We start from the raw sequence: 15,516 nt of genomic DNA on the forward strand, positions 1-15,516 counted from the left end.
CGAACGTCTTCTTTTTTCTCTTGGTGCTGCTTTCATGAAACGTGGCCTTCGAAAACACCCCCCCCCCCCCTCCCCCCCCCCCCCCCCCCCCCAACCCCCCCCCCCCCCCCCCCCCCCGCCCCCCCCCCCCCCCCCCCCCCCCCCCCCGTCCCCCGGGGCAGGGTCAGCGAGTGCCGACCGCGGCACGCAGGGCCCGGCGGGCCATCGCGCAGTCGTCGTGCAGCCGACGGAGCAGCAGCCGCTGCTCCTCGCTCGACGAGAGCACACCCGGCCGGTCCTGACCGGCTCCCGCGGGCGCCGGCTCCCGCATGGCTCGTTGGACAGCCGTCTCGTACGTACGGATCTCCCGAGTCAGCACCAGCATCAGGTTCACCAGAAAAGCATCCCGCGCCGCAGGGCCCGCGGCCTGCGCCAGCTGGCTGATCTGACGCCGCGCGGCCGGTGCGTCGCCCAGGACCGCCCAGAGCGTCGCCAGGTCGTAGCCCGGCAGATACCAGCCCGCGTGTTCCCAGTCCACCAGCACCGGACCCGTGGGCGACAGCAGGATATTGGAGAGCAGCGCGTCGCCGTGACAGAACTGCCCCATGCTCTGACGGCCGCCCGCATGCGCCAGACCGTGCAGCAGCTTCTGCAGATCGCCCAGATCACGGTCGGTGAACAGCCCCAGCTCGTGATAGCGGGCGATTCGCGAGGCGTAGTCCAACGGCGCGTCGAAGAGCCCCGGAGCCGGTCGCCAGGCATTGACCCGGCTGATCGCGCCGAGCGCGGCCCGCACATCCGCACGGGGTGGCGCCTCCGACGGGTGCCGGGTCAGCGCAGCCACCCGGCCGGGCATCCGCTCGATCACCAGAGTGCAGTTCTCCGGGTCGGCCGCGATGAGCCGAGGCACCCGCACCGGCGGGCGGTGCCGGACGAACGCACGATATGCAGCTATTTCGTGACGGAACCGCTCCGACCATGCGGGGGAGTGATCCAGTAAACACTTGGCGACCGCAGTGGTGCGGCCGGTGGAGCCGACCAGGAGCACCGAACGGCCGCTGCGGCGCAGAACCTGGACCGGATTGAACTCCGGGCAGATCCGGTGCACCGAGGCGATCACCATCCTCAGCTGAGCGCCCTGCGGGCCGGACAGGTCCAGCCGCCCGCTGAGCGGCGGGCCGCCCAGTCCCGTCGGCCGCCGCGGCCGAACCGTGCCGGGTGCCGACGGAGCGGCATGCGGTGCGAGGTACGGCCCGCCGCCGGCCCCCAGGGGACGAAGCGGCCGGGGCGGGGCGGTCACGGAGGACGATGCTGTGTACATGGGCGAGACAGATCCCTTCGTGCGCCGACAAGTTGCGTGCACCGCCCCGGCCGGCGGCCGTTCGGCACCCTGGGGAGTACCTAGGGCTGCCGGGCGGGGTGGCGCTTTCCTACCTGACACCGGACCGCGGGTAGCAGACCATCTGGCGCACCCTGGCGAACCCTGGCGAATAGTCGCAACGCATCTGACAGGGGGTTACTGTCAACACAGCCGAGAACCTGGGGGCTTGAAGTGACCGGAGAACCCAACACCCGCCTGTCCGACCTGTTCGGCCTCGCCGGCTGGTCCAAGGGCGAGCTCGCGAGAATGGTGAACCGGCAGGCGGCGGCCATGGGCCATCCGCAGCTGGCCACCGACACCTCGCGGGTGAGGCGTTGGATCGATATGGGGGAGTCCCCCCGCGATCCCGTGCCCAAAGTGCTGGCTGCCCTGTTCACCGAGCGGCTCGGTCGTGTCGTGACCATCGAGGACCTCGGGTTCGGCCGACGCGGGCGTGTGGGGAAACAGCGGGAGGTCGGGAAGCAGCACAATCCCGACGGACTGCCGTGGGCGCCCGAGCGGACGGCAGCGGTCCTCACCGAATTCACGGGAATGGACCTCATGCTCAACCGACGCGGCTTGGTGAGCGCGGGCGCCGCGCTCGCCGCAGGATCGACCATCACCGGCCCCATGCACGACTGGCTGCACACCGACCCTGTGCTGGCGGCCGATGCTCCAAGGATCGACGACCCTCTGTACGCGGACCCAGCCGGTTTCGACCGGTACGAGGCCGCGCCCATCGGGTCGGAGGAGATCGAGGCGCTGGAACGGTCCGTCGAGGTGTTCCGCGCCTGGGATGCGTCCCGGGGCGGTGGACTCCAGCGCAAGGCCGTGGTGGGCCAGCTCAACGAGGTGGGCGGCATGCTCGCCTTCCGTCACCCCGAACATCTGCAGCGCCGTCTCTGGGGCGTCGCGGCCAATCTCGCCGTACTCGCGGGATGGATGTCCCACGACATCGGTCTCGAACCGACCGCCCAGAAGTACTTCGTCATCGCCGCCCACGCGGCGCGCGAGGGCGGCGACCGCCCGCGCGCGGGCGAGGCGCTCTCCAGGGCGGCCCGTCAGATGGTCCACCTGGGCCGTCCCGACGACGCCCTGGACCTGATGAAGCTCGCCAAGTCCGGCTCCGGAGACATGGTGCTGCCGCGAACCCAGGCCATGCTGCACACCATCGAGGCCTGGGCGCAGGCGTCCATGGGCCGGGGCCAGGCCATGCGCCGGACCCTCGGCAAGGCCGAGGAGCTCTTCGTATCGGACAAGAGCGATGTGCCGCCGCCCAGTTGGATGCAGCTGTTCGACGAGGCGGATCTGCACGGCATGCAGGCTCTGGCGTTCCGTACGCTCGCCGAATACGACCCGTCGGTGGCGATCGTGGCTCAGCGCCACGCCAAGCAGGCGCTGGAGCTTCGGGCCAACGGGCGCCAGCGGTCCAAGATCTTCGACTACATCTCACTCGCCTCGGCGTGCTTCATCGCCGACGATCCTGAGCAGGCCGACCGCTATGCGCGGCTCGCCCTGGTGACGATGGGGGAGACTTCCTCGCATCGGACCTGGGACCGGCTGCGCGAGATGTACCGGCTGACGGGCCGGTTCGCGGGCTACGCGAAGATCGAGGACCTGCGCGAGGAGATCAAGCTCGCCCTGCCGCAGAGCTCCATCATCAAGCGGCCAAGGCGCTCGTCGGAGATCTGACATGCGGGCGCCGCAGTGAGGACGCCCCGACCATCAACTGTCCGACCGACCACAGTCCGGCCACCGGTTGGCCGAACACCGCAGCCGTAGGCGGTTCGCCCTCCTGTGTACTGCGCCGTGTCCGGTGTTCCGCGTGTCCGTGTCTTCGCGCGCGTCGCCGTGCCCTACGCCCCGATGCGGGCGATCAGCACGCACGCGTCGTCCAGGCGCTCGGTGCCACCGAACTCCGCGACGACCGTCCGTACGCACTCCTGTGCCGTACGGGCCTGCGCGAAGTGCGGTGCGAGGGCAAGCAGCGCGTCCGGGCCCGCACCCCGGTCGCTGTGACGGTTCAGCCCGTCGGTGTGCAGTATCAGCACATCACCGGGCCGCAGGTGTACTTCGTCCTGCTCGTACGCGACCCCGGAAGCCGCGCCGAGCAGGACGCCGTCCGGTGGCGGCAGTGGGCGCCCCTCTCCGTTGCGGAACAGCAGCGGTGCGGGGTGCCCCGCCTGTGACCAGGCGAGGGTGCCGGTGGCCGGATCGAAACGGCAGCACACCGCACTGCCGAGAGCGGGCTGGGCGGAGGATTCCAGTAACTGATTGAGATGCCCCATGAGGGCCCCGGGCTCGATGCCGGCCACGGCCATCCCGCGCAGTGCGCCCAGCAGCATCGCCATGGCCGAGGTGGCTTGGATGCCGTGGCCGGTCAGATCGCCGACCGTGAGGACGGTCCTGCCGTCCGGCAGTTCCAGCGCGTCGTACCAGTCACCGCCGATCAGGGAACTCGACTCCGACGGAAGGTAGTGGGCCGCGATCTCCAGCGCACCCGCTCCCTGCGAAGGTGGCCGTAGCGAGCCCCGCCACGGGGGAAGCACAGCCTTCTGAAGCTCGACCGCCATCCGGTGCTCGGTCCGCGCCATGTGCTGCCGGCGCCGTAGCGAGTCATGGGTCGTGCGCACCACTTGCTGGCTGCGCCGCAGTTCGCTGACATCGCGCAGGACCGCCCACATGGACGCGGTGCACCCGTCCGCGTCGAGGACGGGCTCGCCCATCATGTGGAGCGTGCGCATCCGGCCGTCGGTCCGCAGGATGTGGAATTCGCCGTCTATCGGCTTTCCGTCAACCAGACAGTCGGTGACCAGTGCGGTGAGCAGTGGCTGGTCCTCGGGAAGGAGCATGGACGGGAGGTCGTCCAGCGAGAGAGGTCCCGCATCGGGGGACCTGCCGAAGATCTGGAACAGTTCCTCGGACCAGGTGACCTCGTCGGTCAGCAGATTCCACTCGGCGCTGCCCACCCGGCCGATCAGCGAACCGGGCCGCGGCTCGTCGAAGGTCTCCTTCGCGCGGTCCTGCGTCGAAGTCCCCGTGGGCTGTTCCGAGGTCTCCGGCGCAAGGCCTTCCCTGAGCTGTCCCAGCTGCGTGCCGAGATCGTCGAGGTGGTGGACCGCCAGATCACAGAGTGCGCGCTGCCAGCGCATCTCATGGTCTTCCTCGTCGATCAGTACCGCGTCCCGCCGCACGGCATCCACGTCGCCACGCAACCGACGGGTCCGGTTGATCAACGCATCGACGGCATCGCGCTCGGGTGGCTGTGGGGCGGGGCGGTCCGCGGACAGATGGGACGGCATCTCGTACTCCGATACAGGCGCGGCACGACCAAGTCTGAAAGGTGGACCGTAGACGACTGTTGCACAGGCTGCGGGACCCCGTAAGGGATTTGGCAACACTCGATGCGTTGTTGCTTCTGGCATATGCCACAGGCTGTACTGGGCGTCAACCCGTCGAACGGTCGTGCTGTCGATGGATGTTGACGCAAGTCACCCGGTGCGCGCCTATGGTTGTGCGCCCGCGCTCGCCGTTCCCCGGGTGGCGCGCCGGGCCGGAACGGGGCATATGCGAGAGGGCTCGCCATGGTGGGGGTTCGAAGCGTTTCGTGGGCGGGAATGCGGCTGGTTTCTCTCGCGTTTACAGCACCAGAAAGAAAACGATACCCATTCCCGTAAGGGGCGTGGGGTCGACGCAAGAGAGTGGAGTCGTCCATGGCGCGCAGTGAGACCCGCCCCGTAGTGACGCTCCGGTCGACGGCCGGAACGGGGCAGAGCTACGTGACGCGCAAGAACCGCCGGAACAATCCAGACCGGCTGGTCCTGCGCAAGTTCGACCCCGTCGTGGGGCAGCACGTCCTGTTCCGTGAGGAACGCTGACCGCTGCACCCGCATCGGGCCCCTGATCCCATCCATCCTCCTGCAGTGGCAAGGAAGGAACGCCCATGAAGCCCCGTATTCACCCCGTCTCCCGTCAGGTGGTCTTCCGTGACCGCGCGGCGGGGGTTGCCTTCCTGACCCGTTCGACCGTGGACGCGGATGAGCGGGTGACGTGGGAGGACGGCCGGAGCTATCCCGTCATCGACGTGGAGACCTCGTCGGCGAGTCACCCGTTCTACACCGGGACCAAGCGGGTACTGGACGCGGCCGGCCGTATCGAACAGTTCAACCGCCGCTACGGCAGTCAGGCGCCCGCCAGCGGCTGATCTGTACCCGGAAGACCCGATTCCGTGCCGTGAATCACAGTCCGGGGTGCGGATTCTCGGGAACGGGGCGCGGTGGTTTATTGTTCACCTATATGTGGATGTCGCGCATCGCGCCCACATGTGAGCCGCCCCGGCTGGATTCCCCCGATCCGGCCGGGGCTTCCCTTTCCTCTGTGGTGGGCGCGGTCAGCCCCGGGAGAGCCTCCTGCGTACCGACTCGATCAGCAGCGCACCTACTGCGGGCGCCACGGCCACCGTCGCTGCGGCACTCGGCCAGAACCGTACCGCCAGCGCGGTCACTGCCGCCCCTGCCACGACCGCGATCAACCGGCCGGCCACCCAGCCGTCCCCCTGGATGCACGACCGCAGCGTCACGCGGCTGACGAGGGACGTGAGTGTGCCGGTGAAGTAATTGGTGGGCGTCGCGCGGATACGGCCCTGAATCCCCATGGCCACGGCAATGAGTACCAGCAGCCCCAGCCGGTCCCCGTCGGAGGTGATCAGGTCCAGCGCCCACAGCACAGCCGCCCCCGCCAGCAGTGCCACCTCGATCAGCAGCATCACCGGCAGAGGCCACCGCAGCCGCTCACTCATCCATGCACCGCATATGACACCGAAGCTGTACAAAACGAGTGCGGTGATCACACGCAGGGCCACGCCGTGCTCCCCGACACCGGCGGCGGAAGCGCCCAGCAGTACCAGATTCCCGGTCATCACGCCGGCGAAGACCTGACCGACACAGACGAAGACGAACGCGTCGGCAGCCCCGGAGGCGGCCGACAGAAGCAGCAGGGCCCATTGGCCCCGTGGATCGCGTCCGGCGAGGAGGGTAGGAGTAGACACGCCTGCATTCTCGGCTCAGCCCCTCCGAAGGCGCTGACTCGCAGCCGGTACGGCGCGGCGTGCCGGCCAAGGCCGAGCACCGGCATCGCGCCGTCGTGCACGGTGACAGAACCTTAAAGTTCTGCATTGTGAACAGACACATAGCGTTCGAGCGACTGCACAACTTCCGTGACGTGGGCGGATATCGGGGGGACGGCGGCCGCCCGGTCCGCTGGGGGAGGCTCTACCGATCCGACTCGCTGGGCAAGCTCCGGGGCGAGGACTGGGACCGTTTCCTGACCCTCGGCGTCCGCACGGTCATCGACCTGCGTTATGACTGGGAGATCGCAGCCAAGGGGCGAGTGCCCGACGCACCGGGACTGCGCTACCACCACCTCAGCATCGAGCACCGGCCCTACGACCAGGCGGCACTGGGCCCGGATGTGGAGACCGGACGCTTCCTGGCGGACCGGTACGCGGAGGTCGCCCACGACGGAGTTGCCGAGCTCCGCCGCGCCCTGGACGTGCTCGCGGCCGAGGACAGCGGAACCGTCGTCTTCCACTGCGCATCGGGCAAGGACCGCACCGGGCTGCTTGCAGCACTCGTTCTGTCCCTGCTCGGTGTGGCCGAGGACGACATCATCGCCGACTTCACCCTCACCGAGCTCGCCGCCGAACGGCTCCTGGCCGACTGGCGGGCGGACCACGCCGACCAGGATCCGGTCTGGCCCGGTTACGGCCGGGCGCCCGCCGACGTCATGCGGTTTTTCCTGGCGGATCTCGCCGCGACCCACGGCTCCGTCCGCGACTACACCGCCGAACTCCTGGGTGCTGACGAGGAATTGGTGGCTGCGCTGCGCAGAAACCTCCTCGAACCTGCCGGGGAGGGCCGGACGGCCGCACGCGGCACGACTGTCGGGAGCGACTGAGCCGGCGCGTGCGGGTCCGCGGAGACGATCCTCGCGGGGTCTGCTCACGGGCCTGCTCGCGTGCCTGCTCGCCAACGAGACAGCCGACCCAGGCCCCGAGCTTCCTTCCGCAGGAGCCCCTGGACCTGGGCCGGGACACCCGATCGGCCCGTGGCCGATTGCAGGCCGCTCCCCTCCGGCCCGATGTGGGGTGACGCCGTATGCGTCGACGGCGTACGGATCACTCGCCGACGAGCGGGGTGGGGAAGGGGCTGCTCGTTCTGTTCCTGGACTCGGAGTGGCCGTCAGCATCGCCGCATCAACCACGACCACCTGCTCGACGGAGCCCATGGACGGCATGTGAAAAGCCTGTCCCGATCCGGCACGCACAAGGCAAGATCACGGGATGACATGGACAGCACCTGATGTGAAACGCACGCCCGGTTCACTCGTGGCCGGTGAGCGGGAGATGCTCACGGGCTATCTCGCCTGGTTCCGCAGCACCCTGTTGCACAAGTGCGCCGGCCTGAACGGGGCGCAGCTGGCCGAACAGACGGTATCGCCGTCGAATCTCACACTTCTCGGACTGATCCGCCACATGGCGAAGGTCGAACGCGTCTGGTTCCGGCAGCGGTTCGCCGGTCAGATGCTCGACCTCATGTACGACCCCGAGAAGGGCAAGGACGCGGACTTCGAGGACCTGGACCCGGCTCGCGCCGCCGAGGACTACGCGCGCCTCGTCGAGGAATGCCGACTGGCGGACGAGATCGTTGCCGATGCCTCGTTGGACGACACCTTCACCCATGCCGACGAGGTGTACTCACTGCGCATGGTCCACGTCCACATGATCTCGGAGTACGCGCGCCACATCGGCCACGCCGACCTGTTGCGCGAGCGGATCGACGGTGTGACGGGGTGGTGATGCGCGTGATGCGCCACTGAGAGAGGATCGGCCCGGTAGCTGCTCAGATGCCGAGGCATTCCGGCCCGGGGCCGGCGGTGCATGGTCCCGGTGCCGGGTCGAGCAGCGCGATGTCCGCAGCGGCGAAACGATCCGTACCGACTCCCGCCGCCACGCGACGACGCAGGGCGGCAGCCAGCGCCGAGGAGGCGTCGGCGGCGGACAGCCCGACGGGATTCAGGGGGGCATAGGTCACTCTGCGGTCGGAACACGAGGCCCGCCTCTCCAGCGGGCCCGCGTCGCAGAGCCCGTCGACGACCTTGGTGGTCCCGGCGGTGGAGACCGTTCCTAGCCAGTGTGCATGAGTGGGTCCTGGACCCACTGCTGCGTGCTGGGCGCATCCCGAACGGTGTTGGATCCTCCTGCTTCTCGCCCGGCATGAACTTCAGCCGCTTCGCCCGGGTGACGGTCGCCAGGAGCCGGTCCGGTGTCCGGCGGTCGTATCGGTGGGCCAGGATCAGCTCAGGCGTGCTCGTGTCGATGACATCGGGTCCGCTCTCACTCGGCAGACCGCTGGTGTGCGTCAGCAGGTGGGAGAAGCGGATATCCGGATATTCGGCGGGAAGCAGCCCGGGGAGACAGTGCTGAACAGGTGTGTGCGGCTCGATCTGGTGCTCATGGACGAGTTGCAGGACGACGGTCGCAAGGAACGCCTTGCTGACACTGCCGATCCGGACCCGGCCGCCGGGCCGGATCGTCCGTCCGCTGCGCCGGCCGGCGACCTCGGAAGTGCCGTACCAGCTTCCGTGTGCGCCGCCGACACGCAGCTGGGCGCCGGTCACCGACGGGTGTTGCAGGTCGTCGATGGCGGCCTGCAGGGCGCGCGGCGACAGGGGCGGGAGAGCGCTGGGCGATGCGGCAGCTGTTGCCGGAGCGGGACGAGCAGGTAAGGGGGCTGCATGGGTGCGTGGTGCCGCGCTGCCGAGGATCCCGGCGGCCGACGCAGCGCCTAGCAGAGTCCTGCGCGACAGCGAGGGATGGGACGGACTGGGGGGGGAGAGAGCTGCTGGAGTGGTTCGTGTATCCACCGTGCGGTGCGAGGGGAACCCGCCGAATCGGGGTGAACCCCCGAAACGTCCCCCGAGCCCGAGCCAACGACCCGGAGGGGCGGCCGCGTTGAGCCCCTCGGCCCTTCAGCTGCCCTCAGGCTCGTCCCCCAGCACGTACAGCTCGGGCAGATTGACGACGATCACCGCCTGGTGTTGCGCGCGATCACCACCACCTGCCTCTTCGTCGACGCTCGGATTCTCCGCCCGATGCGGAACGAACGGCGGTACGAAGACGCAGTCACCGGGTGAGGTGCGGATCCGGGCCTCCTCGGGCGCACCGCTCGATTTCATCGAGGAACACGAACTCAGGGCTGCCCCTTCACCACATGGATCGCCGCCTCGGAGGCGCCGTGACGATGGTTGAACGAGGCGGTCCGTACCGCGTATTCGTCGGCTGGATCGGGGTCGAAGTCGTCGCGGCCGGTGGATGCGGTTCGGCCGGGCGGGGGAGTGGCGCGGGAGGCCATGGCGTTCCTGCTCGTGGGGGCGGGCACGGTGTGTGCCGCTGTGCATGTTCTGGCGAAGCGGCAACGCCGGGCGCCGAGATTCCGGCACGGCGAGGCCGCAGAGCGCGCCGTCCACCGACGTAACGACGGACAAGCGGTGGGATCGGAACACCCTGGTACCGGCTAGGCGCCGTCGCCCTCCACCGTCACAGACTGCCGTCGGCGCAGGAGAGCGGCGATCCGGAGGCACCAGTCCCTGTTCTCCTCCTCGAAGGCGAGGCCCCGCAGACAGGTCAGATACGGTCCGATTCGCTCGCCCCTGAGCAGGAACTCGTCTTCGTCCATCTCGCCGCGCAATTGCCGCAGCAGGTTGCTGAAGAGCTCGACTTTGGCCGTGGCGGCGGCCGCCCGTTCGTCCAGCTGATCGATGACCGGGCCGCTTCCGATGTGATCGGCAGCCTGGACCTTGACGACCAGGTCATCGCGGATGAATCCCGGCTTCGCACTGGCCGCGGCGAATTGCTCCAACTCGGCCATCCCGGCGTCGGTGACATGGAACAGCCGCTTGTTGGGCCGCGTCTCCTGTACCACCTGTCGGCCAGCGACCAGCCCGTCCTTCTCCAGCTTGGCCAGTTCCGCGTACAGCTGCTGAGGCAGTGCATGCCAGAAGTTCGCCACGCCGACATCGAACGCCTTGGCCAGCTGATACCCGCTGTACTCCCCGTCCAGCAGTGCCGCCAGCACCGCATGTCGCAAGGCCATGGCCCCGACCCCCTTCCCTTACGCTGCCTGTTCCTTCATGATACTCATGAAAGTGATTAGTCAGATTCTTGATTATGGAGGCTGATGATGTCTGCCGAGACCGCGGACCGTTTCCGCGCTGCCGTCGAAAAGCGCGATCTCGCCGCACTGGACGGCCTGTTCACCGAGGATGTTCGCCTCTACAGCCCGGTGAAGTTCACTCCCTTCGAGGGGCGGCCCATGGTGCTTGGGCTGTTCGGGGTCCTGCTGCGTACGTTCGAGGAATTCCGCTACACCGGCCACTTCGACGGATCGGCTGAGACCAGCACGGACGGGACGCAGGCCCCGTCCGAGATTCTGCTCTTCCGGGCGAATGTGAACGGCAAGCAGATCCATGGCATTGACCTGCTGCAGTTCGACGAGGCGGGTCTGATCAAGGAGTTCACGGTGATGGTCCGCCCGCAGTCCGCGGTGCAGGTCCTGGGCGCGGCGGTCCTGGAGGGTCTGGTCGCGGACGGCCTCGTCCCGGCTCCGGACGCCGGATGAATCGCGCCACGACGATGGGAAGGGGCACCCGATGGAGTGCGCGCATATCCCGCAGGGGCCCCCTCCCTGCCGTCTGCGGCCGACTGTCCGCGCCTGGTCGGCTCGTCAGAGGGCGAGGTCGCTCAGTCCGGGGTGACCGTCCGGCCGGCGGCCCAGCGGCCAGTGGTACTTCCTGTCGGATTCCCGGATCGGTACGTCGTTGATTGACGCGTGCCGGGCACTCATGAGCCCGTTCGCGTCGAACTCCCAGTTCTCGTTGCCGTACGAGCGGTACCAGTTGCCCGAGTCGTCATGGCACTCGTACGCGAACCGCACCGCGATTCGGTTGCCGTCGAATGCCCAGAGCTCCTTGATGAGGCGGTAGTCGAGCTCCCTGGCCCATTTGCGGGCCAGGAAGGCGACGATTTCGTTGCGCCCGGTAACCCATTCGGCGCGATTTCGCCACCGGGAGTCCTCGGTGTAGGCGAGTGCCACCTTCTCAGGCGTCCGGGAGTTCCAGCCGTCCTCGGCCAGCCTGACCTTCTCGATCGCCGACTCGTGCGTGAAAGGCGGAACGGGGGGACGTGCGGTCATGATTTCTCCTGGCACATGTGATCTTGGCCTGAACACCGAGGGTATGGCCAGTTGGGCCTGGTGAGGGCTGGCTGAAATTCGCTTGTGTCGTCGACTCCGCCCGAAGTCGGCGCCCTGACGTGGACGCGTCGATGGGTAGGGTCGCCCACGGATACATCTCGTCACCTCCGAGCCGCCAGGCTCAGTGCGTCGTCGGGATCGTGAGCTGCGGAGACATCAAGTACGAGCCGCAGAGCGTGGAAGGTCCCAAAGCGCTGACCAGTTGCAGCAGCGGCAACAGCCGGTTCGCTGAACTCGACGACGACTCCAAGGGGTGGAAGGTCACCCCAGTGAGCCGGACCACGTCCTTCCAGTGGGTCCTGACAGCCCGGCACGCCACAAGCACATGGCAGTACTTCGCAGGCGGACAGAAGATCGCCGAATTCAACGACAGTGGATCGCAGCCCGGTGCCACAGTCACCCATCAGGTGAGTTTCGGCGGCCTGACGGGCAAGCAGAAGGTCCTCGCGGCCTGGAACATCGTGGACACCGCCAACGCTTCTGCGCCTGCATCGATGTGAACGTCGGCTGACCGACGGGCCCGGCCCGGCCCCTTCTCCAGGGGCCGGCGTCGGACGCCCCCTTTCCCGCTGGGCGGCCCTCTCCTAAAATCTCTGCCGTGCCGAAGACCGAGGTATTCCGCAAGCCAGTTGCCTACCGACACGGTTCCGCCTCCTTGGAGGGGATCCTCGTACGCGACGCTGCATTGGCCGGTCCCGCACCGACGGTCATGGTGTGCCACGGGGCGGAGGGCCGCAGCGACGTACTCGCCGAGATGTCCGAACGCGTACTGCCCTGGGGACACCAGGCGTTCGTCATGGATCTCTTCGGGAAGGGCGTCAGCGGCTCCACGCGACAGGAATTCGACGCGCTGATGCGGCCGTTCCTGGAGGACCGTGACATGCTGGCGGACCGTTTGTCCGCCGTGGTCGCAACCGTCGCAGGGCTGCCCGAGGTGGACGCATCCCGCATCGCGGCCATCGGGTTCTGCTTCGGCGGACTGTGCGTGCTCGACATGGCCCGGACGGGTGCACCCGTCACGGGGGTCGCCTCCTTCCACGGCGTGCTGACCCCGCCGCCTGGGCTGACTCCGCGGAAGATCGACTGCAGGGTCGCGGTGTACCACGGCTGGGACGACCCGTTCGCGCGACCGGAAGACGTCGTCGCGCTGGCGGCGGAACTCACCGATTCCGGGGCCGACTGGCAGTTCCACGCGTTCGGCCGGACCATGCACTCCTTCATGGCCGAACGTGCGAACCGGCCCGAGCTGGGGATCGCGTACAACGCCCGATCCGCCGAGCGGGCCTGGTCGGGGCTGCGAGGATTCCTGGCTGAGTGCCTGGACCCGACCGACTGACCTCTCAGGGGGATCAGGCCCATCTGCGGCCTGACAGCTCCCGCGACTGGGCGCCGATCATTCGGAGCCCAGTCGAGGCACGCCGAACAGGTCGGCAATCCGCTGGACCGTCTTCTCACGGGCGTCATAGAGCTGCTGGGCGAGCGCGGCCTTGTCGGGCGTGAGCCCCGGACGGCGTCCGCCGACTCGGCCGCGGGCCGTGCGGAGGCGGGCCCATCGTTGGTGTGCGCCACGAGCAGCTCGCGCTGGAGCTCGGCAAGTACGGACAGCATCCCGGACATCGCCCGGCCCTCCACCGTGGAGGCGTCGATGCCTTGCTCGATGACGTGCAACCCGATGCCGCGCTCGCGCAGCTCGGCGCCGAGGGTCACCAAGCGCAGCACGGAGCGGAAGAGCCGGTCGAGCCGGGTGACCTTCAGTGCGCCGCCCTCGCACAGCAGTTGGAGGACGGGGTCGAGCTTCGGGGGGACGCCTTCGCGCAGCTCGCGGTGTCGACGTGGATATGGTTGCGGTCGACGCCGGCTCGCAGCAGTGCATCGATCTGATGATCCGGATGCTGGTCGGCGGGCGAGACCCGCACGTAGCCGATGAGCATGTGTCGAAACCTATCGACAAGAGGTGCCCACCGGGCGATGTCTCCGCGATCAGGCGGTAATGGGTTCAGGCGCAGCCTGAACTCGACACCCTGCGAGTGCCGTTCGCGGAGCACACGGCAGTACCACAGGGCTGGATCTGTGACTTTGAGTCGCTCGCCGAGTTCCTCATCGGGTGAGGCGAAGCCGTCGTGGAAGCCGCCCACCGTGGCTGGGGCATCGTCGGACTTCGCTGCTGACCCCCGGAGCGCTGAGTGGCCCAACAGCCGAGGCCGTTCAAGCGCATGCGGCTGGGGAGCCAAGGCCGACTACGCAGTCTCGACGACCCGCACGAGTACGTACGCCACACAGCCGCCCGACACCCGAAACCGACCAGTAGCTCCCTGCTGGCTCCCCGCTACAACCCATGAGGGTCTGACGCAGCCAGCTGTGCGTGCAGCGTGTCCTTGGTTTCGTTGATCTCGCGCAGTGTCTGCGCGGATCACGGCTGGGCCTGGGTGTCGTCGTCGTGCCCCAGGACGGTGAGCACGATCAGCGGTTCATCCGGGTGAGGCCCGGCGCGTTCCGGAGTCCGTCGGCGACCTCGTCGTAGAGATTCCGGTCCTCATGCGGACCGACCCTCTACGCGGCCGTGATGTGGTGCCCGATGGCCGCACGCCCGGACGGCCGGCCATTCTCACCGTCCACGGGCTCAAGGGCCTCGCGGTAACGCGAAGGCCGAGCAGGCTCTGCCGGGCTGTGCCCGCGCCGTACTGGACCGGCCAGTCCGCTGCCGCCTGGCTGTCGGCGGCGTTTCGGTGCAGTCTTACCGTCGTCGGTGGTCCGGCCGTGAGCGTAAGAGCGGCGCTCACCGCCCCGCTCGGCCGTGGCCTGGTAGTCCGTGCCTGTCCGTGTCGCGATGCTGTCCTCGACTGCCTGGGCCCTGGAGTGTGTCGAACCAGCTCAGTGCGTTGTCTGGGGTGTCGATTGCGGGGACTGGCTGGATGGGCGGGCTGATCCTGTCCAGGACCTCCAGGAAAGGATGTCGCCAGGCGACGGCATCGCCGGCGTCGGAGGGGCAGGTCCGCTGCTTGCTGGGTGAGCCTGCTGTGCCGTGACGGCGCCCCTCCGCCTCGACCGGCTGCGTGCCGGGGCCGGTGAACGGCCACTGCAGGTCAGGGCGGGTGGGACTGCGGATGACGGGTATTCAGGGCGATGACGTACGGGCTCCTGCCCGGGCCGTGTCAACAAAGACACGCTGTCACCAAGGGTGAACGGGTATCAGGAAGTCGCCCGGATAGGCTAACAGCACATCAACTAGTCGATATATAGGAGTAATTGATGTTTCGTCAGATTAAATGAAAAGAGCATATGGGTGTCTCGTGTACCCCGATTGGCGCCTCGACGCCAACCCTTCAACGTGTCCGATATGACAGTTATGGGGGCCGTTAGTACTTTCAATCACGGGCCAGCTGCTCAGCCGGCCTCTCTGAGACAGGAGAAGTGACATGGTTACGCGTTCCACTGTCGTTACTGCCGCTCTCGCGGCCGCCGCGGCCCTGGCCGCCACCGGCATCACCTACGCCTCGGCCGCCTCCTCCGAGCCGGCCCAGGCAGCCCCGGTCGTCCAGCAGGCCGCCGCCCCCGTTTCGGCCCCCGACGGCGGCGACGCCGGCAAGGGCAACGAGGGCAAGGGCAACGAGGGCAACGAGGGCAGGGGTGGTGGCTACGAGAACAAGGGTGGTGGCCGCGAGAACAAGGGCCACCGGGAACACTTCAGGGGCCGGATCCAGATCAACGAGCGCACCTACACCGCCGAAGGGGGCGGGTGCGTCACGGTGGTCAGCGGCCTCGGTTCCAAGAGCCTCAACATCCGCAACGAAAGCCGCCGGACCGTCGAGGTCTTCCGTGGCGCGACCTGCGACAACGGCGCCCCGCTGGCGACCGTCGGTCCCTGGA

16 protein-coding genes and 3 pseudogenes are annotated in these 15,516 nt (G+C 68.2%); 9 read left to right on the plus strand and 10 right to left on the minus strand.

What is annotated here, in order from left to right; genetic code table 11:
• Positions 1-163: 163 nt before the first annotated feature.
• Entirely contained in the window at positions 164-1,300 is a 1,137-nt protein-coding gene (locus tag ACZ7IB_RS16555) for an aminoglycoside phosphotransferase family protein (protein ID WP_470913159.1), read from the minus strand.
• 231 nt (positions 1,301-1,531) lie between these two features.
• On the opposite strand from ACZ7IB_RS16555, the gene ACZ7IB_RS16560 reads away from it, so the two are divergent.
• Positions 1,532-3,031 carry a DNA-binding protein NsdB gene (locus tag ACZ7IB_RS16560; RefSeq protein ID WP_470913160.1) on the plus strand — a complete coding sequence of 500 codons (1,500 nt, stop codon included), beginning with the start codon at positions 1,532-1,534 and terminating at the stop codon, positions 3,029-3,031.
• A 164-nt stretch (positions 3,032-3,195) separates the two neighbouring features.
• Here the strand turns inward: ACZ7IB_RS16560 and ACZ7IB_RS16565 are convergent, their stop codons facing one another.
• Complete coding sequence (locus tag ACZ7IB_RS16565; protein ID WP_470913161.1) at positions 3,196-4,641, minus strand: PP2C family protein-serine/threonine phosphatase; 1,446 nt, start codon at positions 4,639-4,641, stop codon at positions 3,196-3,198.
• 411 nt (positions 4,642-5,052) lie between these two features.
• Between ACZ7IB_RS16565 and rpmG the strand changes: the two genes are divergently transcribed.
• Both rpmG and ACZ7IB_RS16575 read left to right on the plus strand, forming a co-directional pair.
• The gene (gene rpmG / locus ACZ7IB_RS16570) at positions 5,053-5,217 is read left to right on the plus strand and encodes a 50S ribosomal protein L33 (RefSeq protein ID WP_093897938.1); all 165 of its coding nucleotides are present in this window, start codon (positions 5,053-5,055) and stop codon (positions 5,215-5,217) included.
• A gap of 65 nt (positions 5,218-5,282) precedes the next feature.
• Positions 5,283-5,543, plus strand: coding sequence for a type B 50S ribosomal protein L31 (locus ACZ7IB_RS16575; RefSeq protein WP_470913162.1), 261 nt, complete (start codon positions 5,283-5,285; stop codon positions 5,541-5,543).
• A gap of 186 nt (positions 5,544-5,729) precedes the next feature.
• Here the strand turns inward: ACZ7IB_RS16575 and ACZ7IB_RS16580 are convergent, their stop codons facing one another.
• Positions 5,730-6,386, minus strand: coding sequence for a YoaK family protein (locus ACZ7IB_RS16580; RefSeq protein ID WP_470913163.1), 657 nt, complete (start codon positions 6,384-6,386; stop codon positions 5,730-5,732).
• A 128-nt stretch (positions 6,387-6,514) separates the two neighbouring features.
• Between ACZ7IB_RS16580 and ACZ7IB_RS16585 the strand changes: the two genes are divergently transcribed.
• Both ACZ7IB_RS16585 and ACZ7IB_RS16590 read left to right on the plus strand, forming a co-directional pair.
• The gene (locus ACZ7IB_RS16585; RefSeq protein WP_470913164.1) at positions 6,515-7,294 is read left to right on the plus strand and encodes a tyrosine-protein phosphatase; all 780 of its coding nucleotides are present in this window, start codon (positions 6,515-6,517) and stop codon (positions 7,292-7,294) included.
• 385 nt (positions 7,295-7,679) lie between these two features.
• Positions 7,680-8,195 carry a DinB family protein gene (locus ACZ7IB_RS16590; protein ID WP_470913165.1) on the plus strand — a complete coding sequence of 172 codons (516 nt, stop codon included), beginning with the start codon at positions 7,680-7,682 and terminating at the stop codon, positions 8,193-8,195.
• 43 nt (positions 8,196-8,238) lie between these two features.
• Here ACZ7IB_RS16590 and ACZ7IB_RS16595 read toward each other — a convergent pair whose 3' ends face one another.
• From ACZ7IB_RS16595 to ACZ7IB_RS16615, 5 genes and pseudogenes are all read right to left on the minus strand, one after another.
• On the minus strand, positions 8,239-8,430 hold the full coding sequence (locus ACZ7IB_RS16595; RefSeq protein ID WP_470913186.1) for a hypothetical protein: 192 nt from the start codon (positions 8,428-8,430) through the stop codon (positions 8,239-8,241).
• A 181-nt stretch (positions 8,431-8,611) separates the two neighbouring features.
• Positions 8,612-9,262: pseudogene (locus ACZ7IB_RS16600) on the minus strand (serine hydrolase); the annotation flags it as partial.
• Between the two features lie 105 nt (positions 9,263-9,367).
• Complete coding sequence (locus tag ACZ7IB_RS16605) at positions 9,368-9,574, minus strand: hypothetical protein (protein ID WP_470913166.1); 207 nt, start codon at positions 9,572-9,574, stop codon at positions 9,368-9,370.
• A 14-nt stretch (positions 9,575-9,588) separates the two neighbouring features.
• Positions 9,589-9,750, minus strand: a complete 162-nt coding sequence (locus tag ACZ7IB_RS16610; RefSeq protein WP_470913167.1) for a hypothetical protein — start codon at positions 9,748-9,750, stop codon at positions 9,589-9,591.
• A gap of 162 nt (positions 9,751-9,912) precedes the next feature.
• A complete protein-coding gene (locus tag ACZ7IB_RS16615; protein ID WP_470913168.1) occupies positions 9,913-10,491 on the minus strand; it encodes a PadR family transcriptional regulator in 579 nt (192 codons plus the stop codon).
• A gap of 84 nt (positions 10,492-10,575) precedes the next feature.
• Here ACZ7IB_RS16615 and ACZ7IB_RS16620 point away from each other — a divergent pair, with 84 nt between their 5' ends.
• Positions 10,576-11,016, plus strand: coding sequence for a nuclear transport factor 2 family protein (locus tag ACZ7IB_RS16620; RefSeq protein ID WP_470913169.1), 441 nt, complete (start codon positions 10,576-10,578; stop codon positions 11,014-11,016).
• Positions 11,017-11,121: 105 nt separating this feature from the next.
• Here the strand turns inward: ACZ7IB_RS16620 and ACZ7IB_RS16625 are convergent, their stop codons facing one another.
• Positions 11,122-11,589, minus strand: a complete 468-nt coding sequence (locus tag ACZ7IB_RS16625) for a nuclear transport factor 2 family protein (RefSeq protein WP_470913170.1) — start codon at positions 11,587-11,589, stop codon at positions 11,122-11,124.
• 143 nt (positions 11,590-11,732) lie between these two features.
• On the opposite strand from ACZ7IB_RS16625, the pseudogene ACZ7IB_RS16630 reads away from it, so the two are divergent.
• Positions 11,733-12,160: pseudogene (locus ACZ7IB_RS16630) on the plus strand (lytic polysaccharide monooxygenase auxiliary activity family 9 protein); the annotation flags it as partial.
• Between the two features lie 87 nt (positions 12,161-12,247).
• Positions 12,248-12,985 (plus strand): dienelactone hydrolase family protein, encoded by a 738-nt coding sequence (locus ACZ7IB_RS16635; protein ID WP_470913171.1) that lies wholly within the window; start codon positions 12,248-12,250, stop codon positions 12,983-12,985.
• Positions 12,986-13,242: 257 nt separating this feature from the next.
• Here the strand turns inward: ACZ7IB_RS16635 and ACZ7IB_RS16640 are convergent.
• Positions 13,243-13,467, minus strand: a pseudogene (locus ACZ7IB_RS16640) (recombinase family protein); the annotation flags it as partial.
• Between the two features lie 1,598 nt (positions 13,468-15,065).
• Here ACZ7IB_RS16640 and ACZ7IB_RS16645 point away from each other — a divergent pair.
• A partial coding sequence (locus ACZ7IB_RS16645) for a hypothetical protein (RefSeq protein ID WP_470913172.1) occupies positions 15,066-15,516 on the plus strand: 451 nt, incomplete at its 3' end.

It is taken from the genome of Streptomyces sp. NPDC037301 (assembly GCF_055602785.1).

What these genes read in the sequence shown, in the direction of transcription:
- ACZ7IB_RS16555 (WP_470913159.1), bottom strand. Translation starts at nt 1,300, where the DNA reads ATGTACACAGCATCGTCCTCCGTGACCGCCCCGCCCCGGCCGCTTCGT.
- ACZ7IB_RS16565 (WP_470913161.1), bottom strand. Translation starts at nt 4,641, where the DNA reads ATGCCGTCCCATCTGTCCGCGGACCGCCCCGCCCCACAGCCACCCGAG.
- rpmG (WP_093897938.1), top strand. Translation starts at nt 5,053, where the DNA reads ATGGCGCGCAGTGAGACCCGCCCCGTAGTGACGCTCCGGTCGACGGCC.
- ACZ7IB_RS16575 (WP_470913162.1), top strand. Translation starts at nt 5,283, where the DNA reads ATGAAGCCCCGTATTCACCCCGTCTCCCGTCAGGTGGTCTTCCGTGAC.
- ACZ7IB_RS16590 (WP_470913165.1), top strand. Translation starts at nt 7,680, where the DNA reads ATGACATGGACAGCACCTGATGTGAAACGCACGCCCGGTTCACTCGTG.
- ACZ7IB_RS16605 (WP_470913166.1), bottom strand. Translation starts at nt 9,574, where the DNA reads ATGAAATCGAGCGGTGCGCCCGAGGAGGCCCGGATCCGCACCTCACCC.
- ACZ7IB_RS16610 (WP_470913167.1), bottom strand. Translation starts at nt 9,750, where the DNA reads ATGGCCTCCCGCGCCACTCCCCCGCCCGGCCGAACCGCATCCACCGGC.
- ACZ7IB_RS16615 (WP_470913168.1), bottom strand. Translation starts at nt 10,491, where the DNA reads ATGGCCTTGCGACATGCGGTGCTGGCGGCACTGCTGGACGGGGAGTAC.
- ACZ7IB_RS16620 (WP_470913169.1), top strand. Translation starts at nt 10,576, where the DNA reads ATGATGTCTGCCGAGACCGCGGACCGTTTCCGCGCTGCCGTCGAAAAG.
- ACZ7IB_RS16625 (WP_470913170.1), bottom strand. Translation starts at nt 11,589, where the DNA reads ATGACCGCACGTCCCCCCGTTCCGCCTTTCACGCACGAGTCGGCGATC.